Below are 21214 nucleotides of genomic sequence, written 5' to 3' on the forward strand. Positions count from 1 at the left end.
GAACGATCGTTCCTCGCAGGCGCAGATTCGCGGTCCGATCCGTCAAGAATGGGTCATAATATGACCAGGAGGGCAATATTTCTGCCCGCGTTAAGGTTGGCGGGCACGGCGGAGGGTGCGTCAGCCCCGTCTAAGTCGGGTTTTCGCCCTATCAGGAGGCAATCCATGTTGCGGGTTTCCGAAATATGACTTATCGTCCATTTATTCGACGCCCTCTCGCAGAATCATCTGCGCATTTGAGGGCGGACAGCAATGAAGCTTCGGGTCAGGAAATATGGCAGCCATTAGCGACCTTGATTCCGCGCCCTCCGCCTTAGGCGCCAATCCACGCCAGACGCCGCTGGTGTCCTTATCCCTGTTGATCGTGGCCTTTTTCCTCGGGCGCTTCAATCAAAGCTCGCTCTACCCACTGCAAGAAGCGATGGCGGCGGCCAAGGGGCTGACCGACAATGATGTCGCACTGTTGCAGGGGCCGGCCTTCATCCTGCCGTTTGTAATCCTCTCCGTTCCTCTCGGAATGGCCGTGGACAGGACAGTGCGCGTGCCATTGCTCATTGCTGCCCTTCTGATGGGAGCGATCGGCAGCGGGGCGACAGCTTACGCCGATTCTCTCGCGACGATGTTTCTGGGCCGCGCCCTTGTCGGTCTTTCAACGAGCGCGGTCACTGTGACCGTGTTTTCGATGATCTCGGATATTTTTCCTGCCGAGCAGCGCGGTCGCGCGAAGTCGGCTGCCGACGTTGCCGGGCAGGTTGGCGGTTCCGCCGCCTTTCTCTTCGGCGGCCTCGTTCTAGCGGCCAGTGACAAGGGGGCGCTGGGCTGGCGTTCGGCGTTGCTGTTGATGACGACGCCGCTGGTGATCGGCGCCGCCATTTTGCTGGCTCTACGCGAACCGGTCCGCGCGGAAAGGCCGGTCGTCGGTCCGTCGACCGGGCAGATGCTAGCGGAATTGCGCACCTATCTCCCTCTCATCCTGCCGTTGATCATGGGCGCCGTCCTCATCGAGATCCCGATCGTCGGCGCCTTCATCTGGGGCGCGCCGATATTGACGCGAAGCTTTTCACTGGGCGCGGGGGAGGTAGGCGGCATCATGAGCGCCGTCCTGCTGCTGAGCGGATTGGCCGGACCCATATTGTGCGGACTGCTGAGCGATGCTTGCCATCGGACGGGCGGTCCACGCAGGGCGATTGGGGCAGTGGCGCTGCTGATCTTCGTAAGTGTGCCCGGATGTCTGTTCGTCGCGGCACCCAGTGCTGCCATTGCAGCGATCATTCTGGGGCTGTTCATGACGTGCCTCAGCGGTGCTCTCAGCATGATCGTGACCGCCTTTACGATCGTCACTCCCGGCCAGCTTAGAGGCCTGTGCCTCTCGCTCCTGTCTGCCTCTGCGGCGGTGGGTGGGGTAGCGCTGGCGCCCCTGCTGATCAGTTGGCTCTCGGCCACATTCGGCGGGCCTGCAATGATTGGCAAGGCTCTTGCCTGTATCTGCTTCCCCAGCAGCCTGCTTGCATGTGCAAGCCTTCTCCTGGGAATGCGCGCGCTCTCAAGGATCGGCGCCTATCCGCCAGGCCAGGAAAACGGGACATAGGCTCTGATCCTGCCTTCCCTGCTTGCTGCGTTTCCGCCCCCTCAACAAAGGACAGTTTCGGATGCCTGACGTCCACGTAGAATGTGTCATCGACGGCCAAAGCTTTTCTTACGCTCAGATAAGGGACGTCCAATATCATCGAAACCTGCACTGGCTGCACGAGATGAAGCGGCTGGGGGCGGACATAGTATCCGACGGCGTAGCGCTGTCGCATGAAGGCATTGACTTGCTCGGCAGGCAAGCCGCCCACCGCGTCTCCGTCGATATCCGCAAGGCTTTGGGAGCGGCAGGGCTGAAGGCCTTGTTCAAGGAGCAACTGCGCGCATCCGACTTGATGTGGAAGGAATTGAGCGCCTCGCCGAACGACGCATCGCCGAAATTCTGTTTCGCCGACATGAAAGTGACTGGCCTGTCGTTCGAGCAATTTCAGGAAGCGATTGCACTTGAAAATTTCCAGAGGAGATATGCCGAGATCAATCCCGATCATTGCTTCCTCAATCTCCGCGATAACGGCATTCACAGCATGGAGATTTTCGGCATGTACGGCGGGCCGTCCGAGGTCCACCTGACCATCGACCCGAATATCGACCTTCCATTTGAACCCGATCCCGAATTTCCGATGCTCGTGAAGGGCTTTACCACGCTCGCGAGTGACGAAACGCCAATCAATATCTTCGTCGCACATCAATATAAGCCGCTGGAAAACGGCGTCGCAATGCGTCTGGGATGCATTTTCCCGGCGGCAGCGCCGCAGGAACTAGTCGACGGCCACAAATGGCATTCGGCCATAGAATTCTGGGAACTGGTCCAGCCCGGCGGCCCGCGTTGACTCTCCGGAGATCGAGCCGCGCGCAGCATCCGCATCGCGCTCCTCCGACAGGGTTCCCGATCGAATTGGAAGGACCGACCGCATGAGCAAAATGCTGCACATGGCCTTCTTCTCGCAGGCCGGAAATGGAAACGCCAACCGAGCCGGGAGCTGGATGCGAACGGTTGACGGCTATGACTGGCGCTATCCCGAATTGCATCAGGATATCGGGCGTGCCGCCGAACGGGCCAAGTTCGACATGGTCTTCTATGCCGACGCTCTTGCCGCGCCGATGGTGTATCGGGGTTCCTTCGATTACTATGCCCGCGCAGGAATCATGATGCCGGTCCATGATCCTATCCCGATCATGGGAGTGCTCGCCGCCGCCACCAACCGGATTGGGCTGGTATCGACGATATCCACATCCTTCTACCCGCCCTTCATGGCCGCCCGGGTTCTGTCCACACTCGACCACCTCAGTCGCGGTCGGACGGGTTGGAACATCGTCACATCGGTCCAAAAGAACGCTGCCGAAAACCTCGGTCTGGATGACTTGCCGCCGCACGATACCCGCTACGACATCGCCGAAGAATATCTCGATCTCTGCCGCAAACTCTGGGATAGCTGGGACGTCGATGCGATGGTCATGGACCGTGCGAGCGGCGTTCTTGCCGACCCGACGAAGATCCATGCAGCCAATTTCGTGGGCGAGCATTTCAAGAGCCGCGGCCCGCTGAACATATCCCGTTCGCCCCAGGGGTACCCCGTGATCGCGTCCGCAGGCCAGTCGCCGCGCGCGATACGCTTCGCCGGAAAGCAGTCCGAGATCACGATATTCGCCAAGCGCACGATAAGCGAGATCAAGGCATTCACCAGCGAGGTCCGCGCCCAGGCGGTCGCATCGGGACGGGACGTGCGATCCTGCAAGATATTCAACGTCATTCAGCCGTTTATCGGCGAAACGGCGTCGATCGCGCAGGAGCGCTACGCTGCTTTCCTGGAGGGCATCGAGGTCAAATCGGTGCTTGCGAGCATGTCAGACGGGCTTGGCTTCGACCTCTCCACATTGGATGCCGACAAACCGATTCCGCCCGAGGCGTTCGAGGGGAGCAACGCCATGCCCCACGCCTTCCGCAATTATTACAAGGATGGAGCCAAACCAACCCTTGGCGACATCGCGCGGGACATCAGGGGCAAATATCTTCTAACCCCCGTCGGAACGCCTGATGATGTGCTCGACATCATGGAGGAGACCGCGCGCGAGGGCGATCTCGATGGCTTCTTTCTGGAATATGCCATCACCGACTATGCCGCTTTCGTCGAGTTCGTGGATAAGGTCGTGCCGCGCGCGCAGCAGCGGGGGATGATGCGGCGCGAATATACAGGCACGACACTCCGCCATCACCTCAACGAATTTTAAGCCGACTCGCGGGAGCCACCATGACGATCACGCACGCCGAGCCTTTGTCGGTGCCTCCTCACGGACATCCGGTGAGCCTTGAGCATGGTCCGGATGGATCGGGCGGCATCTACACTTGGTATGTCATCTCCATCATCTTTCTGGTCAACATTTTCAACTTTATGGACAGGATGGCGCTCGCGGTCCTGGCTCCCTCAATTCAGCAAGAGATCGGTATTTCCGACGCCGAGCTTGGTATGTTGACGGGGCTTGCCTATGCAATTTTCTATTCTTGCGCCGCAATTCCCATCGCACGGCTGGCTGACAGGTCCAGCCGCAAGAACATCATCGCGGTATCGCTCGCAATCTGGAGCCTCATGACGGCGCTGACCGGTGCTGCCCAGACATATTGGCAGTTATTCATAGCGCGGATGGGGTTGGGCGCGGGAGAGGCAGGGGGAGGACCGCCCGCGCAATCGCTGCTCTGCGACTACGTATCGCCGGCCAAGCGGCCATTGGCTATCGCGGCCAACTCGATTGGATATGGCGTGGGGATAGCGGTCGGGATGGCGCTGGCAGGATATCTTGGCGAGCTGCTGGGGTGGCGGATGGCCTTCGTCGCGTTGGGAACGCCAGGCATGTTGCTTGCGCTGCTCGTCTTCCTGTCGGTGCGCGAACCTCCGCGTGGAAAGTTCGATGAGGCAAGCGATGGCGCCCAACCCTCGCTGCTGACGACTTTCAACATGCTGCGGGCAAACCGCTTCTATCTCTGGCTCATGGTTCACGCTGCAACCGCCAGCATCTCCCTGTTCGGACTGAACCAGTGGTGGCCGATATTCCTGGTGCGGGCGCATCATCTCCCGCTGCCCAGCGTCGGCTTGCTGCTAGGTGCGGCAATGGGATTGGGTGCGAGTGTCGGGCTGCTGGCAGGCGGCTTGATCGGCAACAGGCTGGCGCGCAATGGCTACCGCCCAGCATTGATAGCCTGCATCATCGCCATGCTGTCGCTGACGCCTATTGCGGTCGCGGCCAACCTTGCCACGGCCCCCTATATCGCCATCATCCTGATGGGGCTCAGCATGTTCTGCCACGGTTTCGCTACGGCCCCCACCGCCGCCGCCGTCTATAGCGCCGTCAGACCGGAGATACGTGCGACAGCAGGCGCGGTTGCCGTGTTTTTTCAGACCGTCATTGGATCGTCCGTCGGGCCGCTGATTGTCGGCATAGTCAGCGAGTATCTTTATCCAAGCGTCGGAGCGGACGCCCTGCGCAACGCCTTGATGATTCCGGCCCTGGCGGCTGTCCCTGCGGCTCTGGCGCTGGCAGCAGCCATCAATGCTCTCGCCAGGACAGAGGTCCTTTAGGCCGTCCCGTCCCTGCCCCGAATTCCCTATCGTCTGAGAGGAGACCGAAGTGACCATCATGAAAACAGATACCGACGTCCAAAGCGTCGATGGGCAATTCAGCGCCTATGTCGCCTTGCCCGATCGGAGCAACGGTCTTGCCGTGATCGTCTTTCAGGAGATATTCGGCGTCAATGCCAATATCCGCCAGATCGTCGATGACTTCGCGGTCGCCGGCTATGCCGCAGCGGCGCCCGATCTTTACTGGCGCCAGCAGCCCGGCATTCAGCTTGATCCCGGCAGCGAGGCGGAGCGCGCGCAGGCCATGGAGCTGATGGCCGGGCTGAACCGTGACGAGGCCGTGCAGGACGGAGCGGCGACCCTGAACATGCTGCGGGACCGCCTTCCCGGCCTCAAGCGGTCGGCCGCTGTTGGCTATTGCTTCGGGGGAGGGGTGGCGTATTTGATGGCGGCGCGCGGGCTGGTCGATGCTGGGATATCCTATTATGGCACGGGTCTTCAGCAACTGCTTCCGGAGATGATCCACTCACAGGGCCGTCTGCTGCTTCATATCGCGGCCGACGATCACCTGTGCCCGCCCGAGGCGCAGCATCTGATCGCCGAAGCGGCCCATGTTGCTGGTTCCAGGGCCTCCGTGTCGATTCACGACGGGGTTGGGCATGCGTTCGCGCGGGTAGGTGGCGCGACATATAATCGCGAAGCCGCGGACCGGGCCAATGCCGAAACATTTGCGCTTCTCGAAGCGCTGGCCTCCTTAGATTGAGGTCCATTTTGGGGCATGCCTGATGGCCTTTTCGACAAGCGCCAAAGACCGGTGGTTCAAAAGGCGGGCATATGGGCAAAGAAGCACGACGATGCTATCTTGGCGAGGGCCATATGATGGACCTGTTGGATGATCTGGGAGAAGGGCGGCAGTGACGAGGCTGAGCGCGGATATCTGTCGCTTCCCATCGACCTTATGGCGGGCGGTTCAGGCTCTTGGCATCGAGCCATCCGCCATATTGCGACGGGCAGGCCTGCCCTTCGGGGCTTACCTCGATTCCTCCACACCGCTTTCCACGCCGCAATATTTCGCCATCTGGAAGGCGATCGAGGCGCTTGCCAATGACCGGGATCTGGCAATGCATATTGTGGAAAAGGCAGACCGCACCGGGCACCAGCCAGGCTTCATAGCCGGCCTCTATGCGTCGAGTTTCCGCGACGCCATGAATCGTCTTCTCCACCTGCGTGCCATGTCGTCCGAGCAATTATGGACCCGCGAAGAACAGGGGCGCTGGACGATAGGAAGAAGCTGGATCTATGCGACCGAAGCTGAGCCGGCTTTGTCCATCGACGTCACCTTCATCCTCCTGGTCGAACTGGGCCGGCGCGGCAGCGGTCGGCCGATCAAGCCGGTCAAAATCGAATATGCGAGAAGTCCGCAACCCAGCGCGCAGCTTGAGGCTTTTTTCGGATGTCCCATTCATTTCAACACGCCGCAGAACGCCATCACATTTGATACCGCCGACCTCGACATCGCCTTTCCCGGATATAGCCCGGAATTTCTCGAACTGGTCATGCAAAGCCTGAAAGCTGCGGTGGAGGAGCTTAAGGACTGCGGCAGCCTCTGCGATCACGTCAAGTCGGTGATGAAGCATGAAATGATGAAGGGGCGACCGGAGATCGCCCATGTCGCAAGCGAACTTGGGATGGGCGTGCGAACGCTTCAGCGGCGTATCACGGATGAGGGGACAAGCTATCGCGCCCTTCTGATTGAGGCACGGCGCGAACTGGGTCTGCAACTGGTGATCAATCCCGATCTCGATATCGACTATATAACTTCGATGCTGGGATATCAGGATACGGCATCCTTCTATCGTGCGTTCAAGGAATGGGAGGGAATGTCGCCGGGCGAATGGCGCGCGCATCACAGTCTGGCGAACGTGAGCGCTCTGGATCGGCAGCCGGCCCTTCAGCAGTGAAGCATCATAATAAAAAAACCGAAAATGATTTTCGTGTTTAAAATGCCTCGCTATGATGGGAGCCTGTTCGGAAGAGGAGCGAGTCTCGATGGCAATGAAAGGCGGATGCCTGTGCGGGTCAATTCGGTATGAAATAGCCGACGAGGCAACTCCATCAGCAGTATGTCACTGCCGCAACTGCCAGAAGCAGAGCGGGGCCAGCTTTTCGATCAATCTGCTGGTCAAGACGAGCGATTTCACGATGAGCGGGACGCCGCGCCGCTTCATCGATACATCTGATCGCGGCACAGAAGTTCATCGGGAGTTCTGCGGACAATGCGGATCGCCAGTCGTTTCGCGCAGTCCGGTCAGAACCGACCGGATCGCCGTGAAGGCCGGGACGCTGGATGACCCGTCTGGGTTGAAGCCCAGCATCCAGGTGTGGTGCGATTCCGCCCAACCCTGGCTGTCCTTGCCTGACCTGCCATGCGTCGCGAAACAGCCAACACCGGCGGATACGGCTCTGGCATCGCCGGCCGGGAATTGACGAGGCGGGATCGGTCTCTGCTGTTCTCAATTATATACATACGGTCACATAATTGCCAAGATGCGACCGCATAACCCTCGAGGCACTACGCCATGGAGCGTCGTGCCAAATATAATTTAGTCTTATAGTCATTTATCAGTTGAAAATATCGCCTTTTGATGCATTCTCTCTCCAAGGGCCGCTACAGCCGTCAGCGCTTTTCCGATCGGCGCGGGCGAGGGGAGCGGACATGGCATATTGTCCCGCGGGAGGATGACCAATGTGTGCGAAACGGGAAGCCGTCCTCTTCTTCATGCCGACATATCGCGGTTTTCATACCGCGGCATGGCGGGCTGAAACGGATATCGAGCACAGCGTGGAGATGGATTTTTCCGTCGTCCGGCGTCAGGTCCAGCTAGCCGAACGTGGCAAGTTCCACGCCGCTTTTTTCGCTGACGGTCTGGTCGTCGGAATGGGGCCGGCGGACGTCAGTCTGGACGCCTTGAGCCGCACGACGGCAGGTTCCAAATGGGAGCCGTTGACACTGCTATCGGCGCTCGCTGCCTGCACGAAGCAGATCGGCCTGCTCGGTACCGCAAGCACCAGCTACTCCCAGCCCTATAACATAGCCCGTATGTTCGCGTCGCTCGATCATATATCCGGCGGTCGGGCCGGCTGGAACGTGGTCACGTCGGCTCATCCCAAGGTCGGACTCAATTTCGGCGATGAGGCGCTCATGCCCCACGACGAGCGCTACGCCCTTGGGGAGGAGTATTTCGACGTCGTAACCGGACTATGGGATAGCTGGGAAGATGATGCCTTTCTGCGAGACAAGGTGAGCGGACGCTATTTTGACCCAGCGAAGCTTCATGCTCTCAATCATCGCGGCAAATATCTGTCGTCGGCGGGTCCCCTCAACATCGCCCGACCCCTTCAAGGGCATCCCGTCATCGCGCAGGCAGGTTCTTCGGCGCCGGGCCGCGCCTTTGCCGCGCGCCACGCTGACGTCATCTACACGATGCAGGCAGAGATAGCGCAAGCCAGCGCATTCTATAGCGACGTCAAGAATCAGGCTGCCGCCGCCGGGCGGAATCCCGATCATGTGAAAATCCTGCCTGCGGTCATTTTCTCCGTCGGGCACAGCATGGTTCATGCCGAAGACAAGCTCGCCAAGCTCGACGCGCTGGTCGATCCGGTTGTCGGGATGGAATTGCTAGGCGCGGTCCTGAAGATGGATCTCACGCCATTTCCGCTCGACGGGCCACTGCCTGAGGTGCCCGTCGATCAAAGCGGATCGAGAACGACCCAGCAATATTTCGTCGACATCGCCCGCCGGGACAAGCTCACGATCCGTCAGTTGATTCAGGTCATGGCACGTGTGTCCAGCATAGCCGGCACCGCGACCAGCATCGCTGACCGGATCGAAGAATGGATGGAGGCGGGCGCCGCAGATGGTTTTAATATCCAATTCGCCAATGACGAGGATTCACTTCCCATCTTTGTCGAAGAGGTCATTCCCGAATTACAGCGGCGCGGTCTTTTCCATAACGAGTATCGCGGCAAGACCCTGCGCGAAAATCTTGGCCTGCCGAGACCGTCAAACCGCTTCGTGTCGAAAGCAGATGGCGCTTCGGTGATGCAATTGGCGCCCGCGGATAACTGATGCCGATGCGTCGCTCACAAGAATTCAAACATTCAGGTGAATTGAGGATCATTGATGCCGATCACATATAGCTGTGGGCCAAAGGACGGTCCGGTGCTTGTAACGGGAGCGACCGGCTACGTCGCGGGCTGGGTCGTCAAAATGCTGCTCGATGCAGGCATTACAGTTCACGCCACGGTGCGTGACCCGCTGGATGTCCGCAAGGTCGGTCATTTGCAAGCCATGGCAGATGCGGCGCCGGGAACGATCAGGCTGTTCAAGGCAGATTTACTTGAGCCGGGAAGCCACCGAGATGCGATGCAGGGTTGTCGCATTGTGATGCATACGGCCTCGCCGTTTCTCGCCCCATCACGAATTTCCGATCCCCAGCGCGACGTGGTCGATCCTGCGCTCAAGGGAACCCGCGATATCCTTGAAACCGCAAATCGCGTAGCGAGTGTGGAACGCATCGTGGTCACGGGCTCGATCATCGCGATCGCGGACCCCCAATCCACCCGTGACAATGCGCGGACAGAAGCCGACTGGAACGAGTCCGCGACCCTCGAAACGGGGGCTTATGCGCTGTCCAAAGTTCTGGCCGAGCGTGAGGCATGGAAGATCGCAGCCGAGCAAAATCGCTGGAAGCTGGTGGTTATCAATCCGGGGTTCGTCGTTGGACCGGGCGTTTCGGCGTCGCAAACCTCCGCCTCGTTCGATTATTTTCGGGCTCTCGTCGACGGCACATACAAGGATGGCGTGCCGAGCTTTGACGTAGGAACCGTCGATGTGCGCGACGTTGCCGACGCCCATATGCGTGCCGCCTTCATTTCGGAGGCCGAGGGACGTCATATCGTCTTCAACGAGATTTTGAGCCTGAATGAAAAGGTCAGGATTTTGAAGGCGGAACTCGGAGAGGAAAAGTACAGCTTTCCTCCAGACACGCCGTGGGACCCGCAGGTCCGCCATATGAAGCTCGATAACAGCAAGTCCAAAACCGCGCTGGGGATGACATACAGATCCCTGGAGCCGGCTCTTGTCGGGATGTTTCAGCAGGCCGTCGAATACGAACGATAGAATCGGCGCAGGTCCGGAAAGCATCGGTAGGGGAGCGTGGACGAATGACGAATGTAATTTCTTCTCGCTTCCGACCGACGGCGACCCAGGGCGGACCGGTGGGCGAACCTTCCGCCACCTCCTCCGGCATCGCCTCCGAGGAAGCAAATGAGAGCCTGGTCCGGCTGCTTGTTCAAGAATGGCGAGAAGGGTGGCGGCCGGGATTTGCAGCCATTCTTGGTTGCGCCTTGGGTTACACGTTGTGGCTGGTGCTCTCCAGCTTCTTTGTCGAGGCCTTGCAGAAGGAATTCGGCTGGTCGCGCGGCGACATCGCGTTCGCCAATTCAGCAGGTATCGTGACCGGTTTTGCCGCGCCCCTCCTAGGCCGCATCGTCGATCGCCTTGGTGCTAAGACCGTCGTCATCGCGGGTCTGGCGACAAGCGCTTTATGTTACATTCTGCTGGCTTTGATGAACGGGTCGCTGACCTATTACTACGCCGTCTATTTCCTGCTGACGGTTGCGGGCATGTCCACAACCGGGATCACCTATGCCCGGATCATCGTCGGCACTTTCACCGCAACCCGCGGCACCTCGCTTGCGATGTTGCGCGTCGGCGTTGCCCTTTCCCATGCAGTGATGCCGTTGTTATTGTTCCCGGTGATCGCACGCTTCGGTTCCGCGGGCGGCTTCTTCATGTTTGCTGCGATCAACGGTCTTATCATGCTGCCCGTCGTCCTCCTTTGTGTGCCGCGAAACCTTTCTCCGGTCGGCCCCGCCCGCGAGTTGGAAGCAGGCGATCGGCCAACACGGTGGCAGCTTCTCATGCGCAGGCCGAAAATCTTCGTCATTTCACTGGCCGCGATGCTCCACACGGCGCCTGTCATGGCGATTATGACCCAGTTGAAACCGATTGGCGTTTCATTGGGGCTGGAGCCTGCAGCCGCCGCCGGGGCGCTTTCGGCACTTGGCGTGGCTGCCATTATCGGTGCTCTCGTCGCGGGCTTGTTCGTCGATCGTGTCTGGGCGCCTGCCATCGCCTTCCTGCTCTGCTGCCTGGTTCCGGCGGGCGGGTGCATCATGCTCGCGACGCTGGGCGACGGCATTTCCGGCCCCTCCTTCTACCTCGCCGTGATCCTGATCGGTATCGGCATGGGCGGAGAAAGTGACGTATTGAGCTACATGGTCGCCCGCTATTTTGGCGTGCAGGACTTCGCAACGATCGCGGGGATAGCCGCTCTTGCCGTTACGGTGGGAATTGCCGCAGGGGCCGCTCTGATAGGGCGCGCCTATGACGTCTTCGGCAATTATCAGGTTTCGTTAATCGCAGCGGCAGTCAGTCTGACACTTGCGGGGGCGGCCTATCTTATGATGGGGAGATATCCCAAGGCCGGTGCTTCGGGGCTCTGAGGGACACGAGTCACTGCGATGGCTCCCCAGCCACGCTTGCCACCCTTTTTTGTTCGGACCTCCACCAGGACAGCGTTCCAGGTGCGCGCTGCTTCAAATCCTGTTCTGCCCAACGTGCGGCTTCCAACGCGCGTTGCTCAGAAGTTCCGGCAGCCAAAAGCAGCATACGCGAGACTTCGCGGATATAGGTCGCGCGACCCCGCTTCTTTGCCTGAAGTTGTTCGGCTCCGCGCACCAGCGCACCGATATGAAGATCGACCGCCGCATCCACATCGACCAAGCGGAAATCGCCCCTTTTTCTTCCCTCGACGAGGTGCCCGCGAATAGCTGCCACAAAGTCGGACCGCTTCGAGAAATCTTCGCTCTGAGCGATAATTTTCCCCCAGCTTGGCTCCATCATCGCACGGGTCAGGACCAGTTGGGGGCCGACCGCTGTGTGCAACACCGGGTCGGTTATATGCTCATACATCGTTCTGAATATGTGAACGGCCTCGTCCGCCAACTCATGCCCTAAGGTCGCAATCGCCTTTTGAAGCGAGTCAAAATGGGCGTAAAATGTACCCCGCGAAACACCTGCCGTATTGAGGACATCTTCAATGATCGCCGCCTGTGGGCCACGCTCTGCACAGACCGCCATAGTCGCTTCGAGCAGCTTCGCGCGCATCCGCTCGCGCTTCCTCGCGGCCGACCGGACGCGAAAATCCTCGCCTTCGGTGTTTGCCTTGAGCTTCGTACCGCCCATAAATACTCCCAGTGCGGTAAAGCCTCTCGCATGACGGATGCGCGACAGCAATAGTCCGCACGCTTTACCCGGACAGTCAGATGATTTCGCGCGCTACGTACTGTGTTGCTTGATCTGCATGACACCGCAAACCCGAACCTCTGCAATGCGAAAGCTACGACAATTCGAGTATAAGCTTTCCCGTGACCAGGCCGACGGTCTTGTTGCCGCACGAGCGAAAGTTCAGACCGTCTCGCCGGCCAGCAGCTTCGGGAGCTTGCCGGACTGGCCGCGCGCCGCCGCCATGAAGCGGTTCTTGAGCGGGGCGGTGCGCTGCACGGCGGCGAGGCCCGCGCGGCGGATGAGGGAGGGAAGCCTGCCCGGAACGTCGAACAGGCGGACGAGGCCGTCCATCGCGACGCTGGTGGTGAGGGCGTCGAGGCCGCGCCAGCGCTGATAGCGGGCGAGGAGCTGCGCGTCGCCGGGGTCGAGGCCGAGGCGCATGCCTTCGACCAGCACTTCCACCAGCGCGGCGACATCGCGGAAGCCGAGGTTCAGACCCTGCCCGGCGATGGGGTGGATCGCATGGGCGCTGTCGCCCACGAGCGCGAGGCGGGTGTCGGTGATGCGCGCGGCGTGGTGGAAACCGAGCGGGTAGGAGGATCGCGGCCCGGCGAGGCGGATGTCGCCGAGGAAGCTGCCGATCCGCTTCTGCGCTTCGGCGAGCCAGGCGCGTTCGGAAAGCTTGAGCATCGCGGGCGCCCGATCGGTCGGCACGGTCCAGACCACGGCGGAGCGGGTGCCCGGCTGCATCGGCAGCAGCGCAAAGGGGCCGCCGACATAGAAGATCTCATAAGCGGTGTTGGCGTGCGGGATTTCATGGTCGATGGCTGTGACCATGGCGGTATGCCTATACTGCCAGCGGGTCGTGCGGATGCCGGCGGCTTCGCGCGTGGGGCTGTTGCGGCCTTCGGCGGCGACGAGCAGCGCGCAATGGAGCGTCGCCCCGCTCGCCAGCGTCAGGGTGACGTCATCGGCGGTGCGATCGACATGGGTGGCGCGGTCGGGCTGGAAGATGGTGAGATTTTCCGCGCCCTTCGCGGTTTCCGCCAGCGCGAGGCGCAGGTCGCGGTTGGGGACCATCGTCCCCATGACTCCACCGTCGGCATCCGGCACGAAATCGAGCGCGCCCGGCTCCAGCCCGTCGCTGACCCAGATGCGGTCGATGGGGCAGCCCTTGCCCTCCAGATGATCGGCGACACCGATGGCGGACAGCATGGCGTAGCTGGTCGAGCTGATCGCCGAGACACGGCCGTCGAAGCCCGGCGCGGTCTGCGTCAGGGGTTCGGCCGGGTCGATGACGGCGGTGCGCACGCCGTGGCGCGAAAGGGCGATACCAAGGGTGAGGCCGACGAGACCCGCGCCCAATATGACGACGTCGAAGCGTTCCATGGACACCCATGTAGGCGGGCGGGGGGCGGTTGGGAAGTTGCCCAATGAGACAGCGATGTAGACAGCTAAACGCATGATGCGGCAAAGAACGATAGTTAGCTAACTATCTTTTCGAACGAGAGCGGTGGCGGGGTTCACGCCTTGCTTACCAATTTCCGATACGGAAGAGGGCATGAGCGCCGCCGATCCCTGTCCTCCGTCCGCCGTCAGCCATGGCGTCGGCATAGCCGGGCTGGCAGGTCTTGCCGTCTGGACGCTGGTGGCGCGGCATTATGGCATGGACGGGCCGCATGCGGGCTTTGCCGCGGTGGTCGCCTGTGGGCTGCCGATGGTGCTGTGGTCGCTCCTGATCGACAGGGTGCATCGGCGCGGGTCGACCGGGATCGACTGGGACGCTTCGGCAAGGCCGTGGCGGGAGGCTGCGGACACGGCGCTGGTCAAGATCGCGGGATTGTGGGCGACATGGCTCGCCATAGCGATCTTCTACTGCATCGCGCGCTGGTACTGGAACGGCAATTACCGCTTCGCGATGGATCTGTTCACCAGCGCCGCGCCATGGCTGCTGGTGGCGTCCATCCCCTATATTCTCTGGATCGACCGGCGGCTGGCGGACCCGAAGGACGCTTCCTATCATTTCGGCCAATGGGTGATCGGCGGAGCGGCGGGGCAGCCGGACATGGCGCAGGTGGCGCATCATGTGCGGGCGTGGGCGGTCAAGGGCTTCTTCCTCGCCTTCATGGTTTCCATCGTGCCCGGCAATTTCGCAAGCGTGGTCGACTGGCGGATCGAGGAGGCGCTGGCGAACCCGGTCGCGCTGGCGGGATTCCTGATCGCTGTCATGTTCATGATCGACGTGTGCATGGCGACGGTCGGTTACATCCTGACCTTCCGGCCGCTCGATTCGCATATCCGCACCGCCAACCCTTATCTGGAAGGCTGGATCGCGGCGCTGATCTGCTATCCGCCCTTCGTGTTGATGGGGGGCGGCGGGCCGCTCGACTATCATGCGGGCGGGCAGGAATGGGACGCATGGGTGCAGGGGATGCCCGCGCTGCAATGGCTGCTGGGCGGATGGCTGGTGCTGCTGACGGCGATCTACGCCTGGGCGACGGTGGCGTTCGGCCTGCGCTTTTCCAACCTCACCCATCGCGGCATTTTGACGCATGGGCCGTATCGGTGGAGCCGCCACCCGGCTTATCTGTCAAAGAACCTGTTCTGGTGGTTTTCCTCGCTGCCGTTCCTGAGCGCGAGCGGATCGCTGGCGGATATCGTGCGCAACTGCGCGCTGCTGGCGATCACCAACGCCATCTATTACTGGCGCGCGCGGACGGAGGAGAAGCATCTGTCCGCCGATCCGGACTATCGCGCCTATTGGGACTGGATGGCACGTAACGGGGCGGTGCCGCGTCTGTTCGCGCGGATCAGCAGCACGCGACCGCCCACGGCGGTCACGCAACCGGCGGAATAGTCAGAAGCTCTCTTCCGCATAGACGCGGCCGACATCCCCCTGCCATTCGCCATGATAGCGTTCGAGCAGGCGTTCGGCGTTGGTTTTGCCCGATGCCACGACTTCGTCGAGGAAGCCGAGATAGCCCGTCTCATTATCGCCCGAGCCGTTGAGGCGGGCGCGGGCGGCAAGCCCTGAACGGGCGATGTCGAGCACCTGTCCGGCAATGTCGCGCAGCTTTCGACCGCCGCCAATGGGCGCGTCGAGGCCGAGCTTCGGCACGGAATCGCGCAAGACCTGCCGCTCTTCCATGCTCCAGTCCTTGACCACGTCCCAAGCCGCATCGAGCGCGCCCTGGTCGTAGAGCAGCCCGACCCAGAGCGCCGGGAGCGCGCAGATGCGGTTCCACGGGCCGCCGTCCGCGCCGCGCATTTCGAGGAAACTCTTCATCCGCACTTCGGGGAAGGCGGTGGAGAGGTGGTCCTCCCAGTCCTTTTCCGTGGGCTTCTCGCCCGGAAGGACGGAGAGTCTGCCGTCGAGGAAGTCGCGGAAGGAAAGGCCCGCCGCGTCGATATATCTGCCGTCGCGGTAGACGAAATACATCGGCACATCGAGCGCATAGTCGGCATAGCGTTCATAGCCGAAGCCGTCCTCGAACACGAAGGGCAGCATGCCCGTGCGGTGCGGGTCGGTGTCCGACCAGATGTGGCTGCGATAGGAAAGGAAGCCGTTGGGCTTGCCTTCGGTGAAGGGGGAATTGGCGAAAAGCGCGGTCGCCAGCGGCTGAAGCGCGAGGGAGACGCGGAACTTCTGCGCCATGTCGGCTTCGCTGCCATAGTCGAGATTGGTCTGGATGGTGCAGGTCCGCAGCATCATGTCGAGGCCGAGCGACCCGACGCGCGGCATGTGGCGCAGCATGATGTCGTAGCGGCCCTTGGGCATGATGGGGAGGTCGGCGCGCGTCTTGTCGGGCCACATGCCAAGGCCGAGGAAGCCAAGGCCCAGCATGTCGCCGACATATTTGACCTGTTCCAGATGGCGGCCGGTTTCGGCGCAGGTCTGGTGCAGATTGTCGAGCGGCGCGCCCGACAGTTCGAGCTGGCCTGCCGGTTCGAGGCTGATCGTGCCGTCGCTGCCAGACAGGGCGATGATATTCTCGCCCTCGAACACCGGATTCCAGCCATAGCGGGTGAGGCCGATCAGCAGCGTGTGGATGCCGCCCTTTTCCTCATAGGCGGGGGCGTGGTGATCCTTGCGGCTGTAGACGAATTTCTCATGCTCGGTGCCGATGCGCCAGCGGTCCCTGGGCTTTTCGCCTTTGGCGAAGGCGGCGATCAACTGGTCGCGGCTTTCGATGACGGGATCGTCCCCACCCGAGTCGGTTCTGGTGCTCATTCCCCGCCCTTAATCCTTCCCCTCGGCGCGTCAAACAGGATGCGCGGCGCACAGATAGGTTGCTCCGCTCCTCTGCGCAATAACATAGCGAAATGAAACTAATTCCAGTCGCCGTTGATCGCCATCCATGCGGCGGTCGCGGCGATGGCGGCGGTTTCGGCGCGCAGGATGCGGGGGCCGAGCGAGACCGGCACCGCGCCGGATGTCGCGCGGATCGCGTCGCGCTCCGCCGGGTCGAAGCCGCCCTCCGGCCCCACGAGGAAAGCGGCGGGGCCGGGATGGGCGCGCAGCGTCGCTTCCAGCGGCGCGCCGCCCGTTTCGTCGGCGAAGAAGAGATGGCGGCCGGGCTGCCAGTCGCGCAGCAGCGTGTCGAGCTTCGTCATTTCGGCCAGTTCTGGCAGGGCAGTGCGGCCGCATTGTTCCGCCGCCTCGACCAGATGGGCATGGAGCCGGTCGAAATTGAGCCTGTCCACCACTGCGCGGCGAGTGAGTACCGGCTGGAGCCGCGCGACGCCCAGTTCGCACGCCTTTTCGGCGATCAGGTCGATGCGGCCCTTCCTGATCGGGGCGCAGCAGAGCCAGAAGTCGGGGACATGTTCGGGCGGTTTCGTCTGCGCCACGCATTCGAGCACGAGATCGCGCTTGCGGATGTCGCGCGCCCGCGCCGCCCATTCGCCCGAGCGTCCGTCGAACAGGAGGACGATGTCGTCGGGCTTCACGCGCATGACGCTGATGAGATAATGGGCCGGGTTGCCGTCCACGGGCACGACGACGCCGTCGCCAAGCAGCGTTTCGACATGCAGGCGCGGCGCGCTCTGTGGCGGCCAGGCGGGGGTGGCGGTCATTTCCTTGTCTTTCGTCCGACGATGCTTGCCCGGAGGCGGGACAAGTCTTTAGAGAAACGGGGGGCTTCGACAAGCTCAGCCCGAACGGAGTGCAGCGTTGAGCGGAACCATCGTCCCTGACAGCGAAGCGCGCGGCCTGCTGGCGCGGCTGCCGGAGACGCCGCGCATCCTGGCGCAGCTCGCGCGGTTCGACCGGCCGATCGGCTGGTGGCTGCTGTTCTGGCCGGGGGCGTGGGCTGTGGCCCTTTCGGGCGGCGGTTTCGCGCGCTGGCCGCTGATCGGCTGGCTGCTGCTGGGCAGCATCGCGATGCGGGGCGCGGGATGCGTGTTCAACGACATCGTCGACCGCGACATCGACCGGAAGGTGGCGCGCACCGCCGTGCGTCCGCTGGCGAGCGGGGCGATGGGGGTCGGGACAGCGTGGGTGTGGCTGGTGGCGCTGTGTCTGGTCGGGCTGGTCGTGCTGCTGCAACTGCGGCTGTATGCGCAGGTCGTGGCGCTGGGCAGTCTGGCGCTGGTGGCAGCCTACCCGTTCATGAAGCGGATCACGGGATGGCCGCAGGTCTGGCTCGGCCTCGTTTTCTCCTGGGCGGCGCTGGTGGGGTGGAGCGAAGTCGCGGGCGGGCTGAGCCTGCCGGGATTGCTGCTCTATGCCGGAACGATTTTCTGGGTTGTGGGCTATGACACCATCTACGCGCTTCAGGATCGGGAGGACGATGCGCTGATCGGGATCGGTTCGAGTGCGCTGTCGATGGGGCGGCATGTGCGCGGCGGCGTGGCCATGTGCTACGCGCTGGCGCTCATGCTGTGGGCGGCGGCGGTGTGGCAGGTGCGGGGGCAGGCGCTGGCGCTTGTCGCGCTGCTGCCGATGGCGGCGCATCTGCTGTGGCAGGTCGCAACGCTGAAGGAGGATGGCGTCGATCCGCTGACCAAGTTCCGGTCCAACCGATTCGCCGGATTGCTGATGTTCCTCGCCTGCCTGACCGTGGGAAGCGCGGCATGAGCCTGACGCCCGGCGTCGACTGCTGGCGGATCGAGCGCGCGGGCAAGGCCAGCGTCATTATCGACGCGGACAATTATTTCCGCCACGCCCGCGCCGCGATGATGAAGGCGAAGCGCCGGATCATGCTGATCGGATGGGATTTCGACGCGGCGATCGGCCTCATCCGCGAGGATGAGGCGGAGGATGGCGCGCCGGTGGTGATCGGCGACTTCATCACCTGGCTGGTCGACCGCACGCCCGATCTGGAGATATTCCTGCTGCGCTGGGACGTGGGCGCGATGAAGTCGATGGTGCGGCCGACGAACCTCTTCACCACGCTCAAATGGATGGCGCATCCGCGCGTCACGGTGAAGCTGGACAGCCATCATCCGCCCGCAGCGTCCCATCACCAGAAAATCGTCGTGATCGACGACTGCTTCGCCTTTTGCGGCGGGATCGACATGACCGGCGACCGGTGGGACACGCGCCATCATCGCGACGAAGATCCCGGCCGCCACCATCCCGATGGGACGCCCTACGGCCCCTGGCATGACGCGACCACGGCGCTGGCGGGACCGGTCGCGGCGGCTCTGGGCGAACATGCGCGGATGCGGTGGCAGGGGGCGGGCGGCGATGTGCTGGAGCCGGTCGAGGGCGTCGCCGACTGCTGGCCCGAAAGCCTGCCGGTGATGTTCGAGCATGTCGACGTCGCCATTGCCCGCACCGCGCCGCCGATGGAGGATCAGGAGGAACTGACCGAGATCGAGCGGCTCTACCTCAACCAGATCGCGGCGGCGAAGCGGCACATTTACGCCGAAAGCCAGTATTTCGCGTCCCGCCGCATCGCCGAGGCGATCGCGAAGCGGCTGGACGAGCCGGACGGGCCGGAAATCGTCATCGTCAATCCGCTTGCCGCCGACGGCTGGCTGGAGCAGCAGGCGATGGACACCGCGCGCGCGCGCCTGTTCGAAGCGCTGAAGGCGCGCGATCCGCGGGGGCGGCTGCGCATCTATCACCCCTATACGCAGCGCGGGACGGCGATCTATGTCCACGCGAAGATTCTGATCGTCGACGATCGGCTGATCCGGGTCGGCTCCTCCAACATGAACAACCGGTCGATGCGGCTCGACACCGAATGCGATGTCTGCATCGACACGGCACTGCCCGCCAATGACGGGCGGCAGGGGAAGATATTGCGCATTCGCAACGACCTGATCGCCGAGCATCTGGACCTGCCGGTCGAGCGGGTGGCGGCAGTGCTGGCGGAACGCGGCCTTGTCGCGGGGATCGAGGAGTTGCGGCAGAAGCCGGGCCGCACGCTGCGCCCCTACCAGACGCCGGACCTGAACGCCGTGCAGGAGTGGCTCGCCGACCATGAGGTGCTGGACCCCGAAGGGCCGGACGAGATGTTCGAGCCGGTGAGCGAGCGTGGACTGTTTCGCCGGATGAAGGGCTGGTTCGGGCGGACCTAAAGCCGGGCGAGCGCGTCGGCGATCCGCTCCACCGCCACGGCAAATCCGTCCGCCTGCTGCGCGAAGCCAAGCCGCATGTGCGCGGGGTGTCCGAAGCAGTCGCCGGGCGCTAGGAGCACGCCTGCCGCCGCCAGCGTCTCGCAGAAGGGGCGGGCGTCGGCGGCCTGCGTCAGCCAGGGGAAGGCGGTGGTGCCGCCTTCGGGCCGGACCCAGGCGAGGCGATCCTGCGACCCGGCGATGAGCGTGTCGAGCAGCGCGATATTGGCGTGCGCCACCGCCTCCAGCCGTGCGAGGATCGCTGCGCCGTGGCGCAGTGCGTGGGCCGCCAGCCGCTCCAGCACGGGGGATGCGCTGATCGTGAAATAGCTGCGCGCGTCGACGATCCGCGCCCGGCGTTCTGCATCGGCGTCGATAAGCCAGCCGGTGCGCAGGCCCGGCAGCGAGAGCGCCTTCGACATATCGCTGGTAACGATGACGTTGGGTATGCCGGCGGCGGAGGCCTGCGGCTGGTTGAAATAGAGCGGGTGGTAGACCTCGTCCACCAGCAGCGGGATGTTGCGGTCCGCAAGCGTGGCGGCGAGCATTTCGATGTCCGCGCGCGGCATCACGGCGCCGGTCGGGTTGTGCGGCGTGTTGAGGATGACGAGCCGGGTGGCGGCGTTCACCTGCGCCAGAATGGCGTCGGCGCGCTGGGCGAAACCTTCGGCGCGGTCGAGCCGGTAGCGGCGGCCGGCAAGCCCCCAGCCCTGCGCCACGGCCTCATAGGCGGGATAGCCGGGATCGGGCAGCACGATGTTCGCGCCCGGTTCCGCCAGCAGGCAGAAGAGGATGGAGAGCGCCTCCGAAGCGCCGGTGGTGGCGACGACGCTGCCGGGATCGGCGCGGTGAAAAGCGGCGATGGCTTCGCGCAGCAGTGCGCTGCCCTGCGGCGGGGCGTAGCTGAGGACGGTGTCAGCAAGGTCGAGCGGATCGTCGCCGAGCGCCGCGACCTGCGCCAGCGTCCAGCGCGGCCCGGTGCTCGACGCAAGATTATAGGCGATGGGGGGCGTCGCGAAATCATGCGCCGAGAGCCAGTGGTCGAGAGCGAAGGGAGGAAGCTGCGTCATGGGCGCATCCTCCCCGGCGTGCAGGCAGGCGGCAAGGGCCAGTGCGGCGGGGCTGGCGTGGCGGC

The 21214-nt window shown here is 62.7% G+C and carries 18 protein-coding genes; 13 read left to right on the forward strand and 5 right to left on the reverse strand.

The features are described 5' to 3' along the window. Window positions 1-274: 274 nt before the first annotated feature. The 10 genes from SAMIE_RS17860 to SAMIE_RS17905 all read left to right on the forward strand — a co-directional run bounded on the left by SAMIE_RS17860 (window position 275) and on the right by SAMIE_RS17905 (window position 11729). Window positions 275-1588, forward strand: coding sequence for an MFS transporter (locus tag SAMIE_RS17860; protein ID WP_066701043.1), 1314 nt, complete (start codon window positions 275-277; stop codon window positions 1586-1588). A gap of 61 nt (window positions 1589-1649) precedes the next feature. Then, window positions 1650-2417 (forward strand): hypothetical protein, encoded by a 768-nt coding sequence (locus tag SAMIE_RS17865; protein ID WP_126516896.1) that lies wholly within the window; start codon window positions 1650-1652, stop codon window positions 2415-2417. 82 nt (window positions 2418-2499) lie between these two features. Then, window positions 2500-3816 (forward strand): NtaA/DmoA family FMN-dependent monooxygenase, encoded by a 1317-nt coding sequence (locus SAMIE_RS17870; RefSeq protein WP_066701045.1) that lies wholly within the window; start codon window positions 2500-2502, stop codon window positions 3814-3816. 20 nt (window positions 3817-3836) lie between these two features. After that, window positions 3837-5159 (forward strand): spinster family MFS transporter, encoded by a 1323-nt coding sequence (locus SAMIE_RS17875; protein ID WP_066701046.1) that lies wholly within the window; start codon window positions 3837-3839, stop codon window positions 5157-5159. Between the two features lie 58 nt (window positions 5160-5217). Next, complete coding sequence (locus SAMIE_RS17880) at window positions 5218-5922, forward strand: dienelactone hydrolase family protein (RefSeq protein ID WP_145988138.1); 705 nt, start codon at window positions 5218-5220, stop codon at window positions 5920-5922. Between the two features lie 151 nt (window positions 5923-6073). After that, a complete protein-coding gene (locus tag SAMIE_RS17885) occupies window positions 6074-7120 on the forward strand; it encodes an AraC family transcriptional regulator (RefSeq protein WP_083952509.1) in 1047 nt (348 codons plus the stop codon). 88 nt (window positions 7121-7208) lie between these two features. After that, window positions 7209-7646 (forward strand): GFA family protein, encoded by a 438-nt coding sequence (locus tag SAMIE_RS17890; protein WP_162849088.1) that lies wholly within the window; start codon window positions 7209-7211, stop codon window positions 7644-7646. 259 nt (window positions 7647-7905) lie between these two features. Continuing rightward, window positions 7906-9288, forward strand: coding sequence for an LLM class flavin-dependent oxidoreductase (locus SAMIE_RS17895; protein ID WP_066701049.1), 1383 nt, complete (start codon window positions 7906-7908; stop codon window positions 9286-9288). 54 nt (window positions 9289-9342) lie between these two features. Beyond that, the gene (locus tag SAMIE_RS17900) at window positions 9343-10341 is read left to right on the forward strand and encodes an NAD-dependent epimerase/dehydratase family protein (protein WP_083952511.1); all 999 of its coding nucleotides are present in this window, start codon (window positions 9343-9345) and stop codon (window positions 10339-10341) included. A gap of 44 nt (window positions 10342-10385) precedes the next feature. Beyond that, window positions 10386-11729, forward strand: coding sequence for an MFS transporter (locus SAMIE_RS17905; protein WP_083952512.1), 1344 nt, complete (start codon window positions 10386-10388; stop codon window positions 11727-11729). Window positions 11730-11739: 10 nt separating this feature from the next. On the opposite strand, the gene SAMIE_RS17910 is transcribed toward SAMIE_RS17905, so the two are convergent. Together SAMIE_RS17910 and SAMIE_RS17915 are read right to left on the reverse strand one after the other, a co-directional pair. Beyond that, on the reverse strand, window positions 11740-12471 hold the full coding sequence (locus tag SAMIE_RS17910) for a TetR/AcrR family transcriptional regulator (protein WP_066701052.1): 732 nt from the start codon (window positions 12469-12471) through the stop codon (window positions 11740-11742). Window positions 12472-12693: 222 nt separating this feature from the next. After that, window positions 12694-13902, reverse strand: coding sequence for a UbiH/UbiF/VisC/COQ6 family ubiquinone biosynthesis hydroxylase (locus SAMIE_RS17915; RefSeq protein ID WP_066701053.1), 1209 nt, complete (start codon window positions 13900-13902; stop codon window positions 12694-12696). Between the two features lie 172 nt (window positions 13903-14074). Between SAMIE_RS17915 and SAMIE_RS17920 the strand changes: the two genes are divergently transcribed. Beyond that, window positions 14075-15370 (forward strand): methyltransferase family protein, encoded by a 1296-nt coding sequence (locus SAMIE_RS17920; RefSeq protein ID WP_066701054.1) that lies wholly within the window; start codon window positions 14075-14077, stop codon window positions 15368-15370. Here SAMIE_RS17920 and SAMIE_RS17925 read toward each other — a convergent pair whose 3' ends face one another. After that, window positions 15371-16744: a glutamate--cysteine ligase gene (locus tag SAMIE_RS17925; protein ID WP_066701055.1), complete on the reverse strand. Its 1374-nt coding sequence runs from the start codon at window positions 16742-16744 to the stop codon at window positions 15371-15373. A 98-nt stretch (window positions 16745-16842) separates the two neighbouring features. Then, window positions 16843-17589, reverse strand: a complete 747-nt coding sequence (locus tag SAMIE_RS17930) for a 16S rRNA (uracil(1498)-N(3))-methyltransferase (protein ID WP_066701056.1) — start codon at window positions 17587-17589, stop codon at window positions 16843-16845. Window positions 17590-17686: 97 nt separating this feature from the next. Between SAMIE_RS17930 and ubiA the strand changes: the two genes are divergently transcribed. Both ubiA and SAMIE_RS17940 read left to right on the forward strand, forming a co-directional pair. Beyond that, on the forward strand, window positions 17687-18592 hold the full coding sequence (gene ubiA / locus SAMIE_RS17935) for a 4-hydroxybenzoate octaprenyltransferase (protein ID WP_066701057.1): 906 nt from the start codon (window positions 17687-17689) through the stop codon (window positions 18590-18592). Continuing rightward, the gene (locus SAMIE_RS17940; RefSeq protein WP_066701058.1) at window positions 18589-20043 is read left to right on the forward strand and encodes a phospholipase D-like domain-containing protein; all 1455 of its coding nucleotides are present in this window, start codon (window positions 18589-18591) and stop codon (window positions 20041-20043) included. The genes ubiA and SAMIE_RS17940 overlap by 4 nt, the downstream gene beginning before the upstream one ends. On the opposite strand, the gene SAMIE_RS17945 is transcribed toward SAMIE_RS17940, so the two are convergent. Beyond that, window positions 20040-21149 carry a pyridoxal phosphate-dependent aminotransferase gene (locus SAMIE_RS17945; protein WP_066701059.1) on the reverse strand — a complete coding sequence of 370 codons (1110 nt, stop codon included), beginning with the start codon at window positions 21147-21149 and terminating at the stop codon, window positions 20040-20042. The genes SAMIE_RS17940 and SAMIE_RS17945 overlap by 4 nt on opposite strands. Between the last annotated feature and the right edge of the window lie 65 nt (window positions 21150-21214).

Source organism: Sphingobium amiense, assembly GCF_003967075.1.
GTDB classification, from domain to species: Bacteria; Pseudomonadota; Alphaproteobacteria; order Sphingomonadales; family Sphingomonadaceae; genus Sphingobium; species Sphingobium amiense.

Coding starts and splice junctions, on each gene's coding strand:
- SAMIE_RS17860 (WP_066701043.1), top strand. CDS start 275: ATGGCAGCCATTAGCGACCTTGATTCCGCGCCCTCCGCCTTAGGCGCC.
- SAMIE_RS17865 (WP_126516896.1), top strand. CDS start 1,650: ATGCCTGACGTCCACGTAGAATGTGTCATCGACGGCCAAAGCTTTTCT.
- SAMIE_RS17870 (WP_066701045.1), top strand. CDS start 2,500: ATGAGCAAAATGCTGCACATGGCCTTCTTCTCGCAGGCCGGAAATGGA.
- SAMIE_RS17875 (WP_066701046.1), top strand. CDS start 3,837: ATGACGATCACGCACGCCGAGCCTTTGTCGGTGCCTCCTCACGGACAT.
- SAMIE_RS17880 (WP_145988138.1), top strand. CDS start 5,218: ATGAAAACAGATACCGACGTCCAAAGCGTCGATGGGCAATTCAGCGCC.
- SAMIE_RS17890 (WP_162849088.1), top strand. CDS start 7,209: ATGGCAATGAAAGGCGGATGCCTGTGCGGGTCAATTCGGTATGAAATA.
- SAMIE_RS17895 (WP_066701049.1), top strand. CDS start 7,906: ATGTGTGCGAAACGGGAAGCCGTCCTCTTCTTCATGCCGACATATCGC.
- SAMIE_RS17900 (WP_083952511.1), top strand. CDS start 9,343: ATGCCGATCACATATAGCTGTGGGCCAAAGGACGGTCCGGTGCTTGTA.
- SAMIE_RS17905 (WP_083952512.1), top strand. CDS start 10,386: ATGACGAATGTAATTTCTTCTCGCTTCCGACCGACGGCGACCCAGGGC.
- SAMIE_RS17910 (WP_066701052.1), bottom strand. CDS start 12,471: ATGGGCGGTACGAAGCTCAAGGCAAACACCGAAGGCGAGGATTTTCGC.
- SAMIE_RS17915 (WP_066701053.1), bottom strand. CDS start 13,902: ATGGAACGCTTCGACGTCGTCATATTGGGCGCGGGTCTCGTCGGCCTC.
- SAMIE_RS17920 (WP_066701054.1), top strand. CDS start 14,075: ATGAGCGCCGCCGATCCCTGTCCTCCGTCCGCCGTCAGCCATGGCGTC.
- SAMIE_RS17925 (WP_066701055.1), bottom strand. CDS start 16,744: ATGAGCACCAGAACCGACTCGGGTGGGGACGATCCCGTCATCGAAAGC.
- SAMIE_RS17930 (WP_066701056.1), bottom strand. CDS start 17,589: ATGACCGCCACCCCCGCCTGGCCGCCACAGAGCGCGCCGCGCCTGCAT.
- SAMIE_RS17940 (WP_066701058.1), top strand. CDS start 18,589: ATGAGCCTGACGCCCGGCGTCGACTGCTGGCGGATCGAGCGCGCGGGC.
- SAMIE_RS17945 (WP_066701059.1), bottom strand. CDS start 21,149: ATGACGCAGCTTCCTCCCTTCGCTCTCGACCACTGGCTCTCGGCGCAT.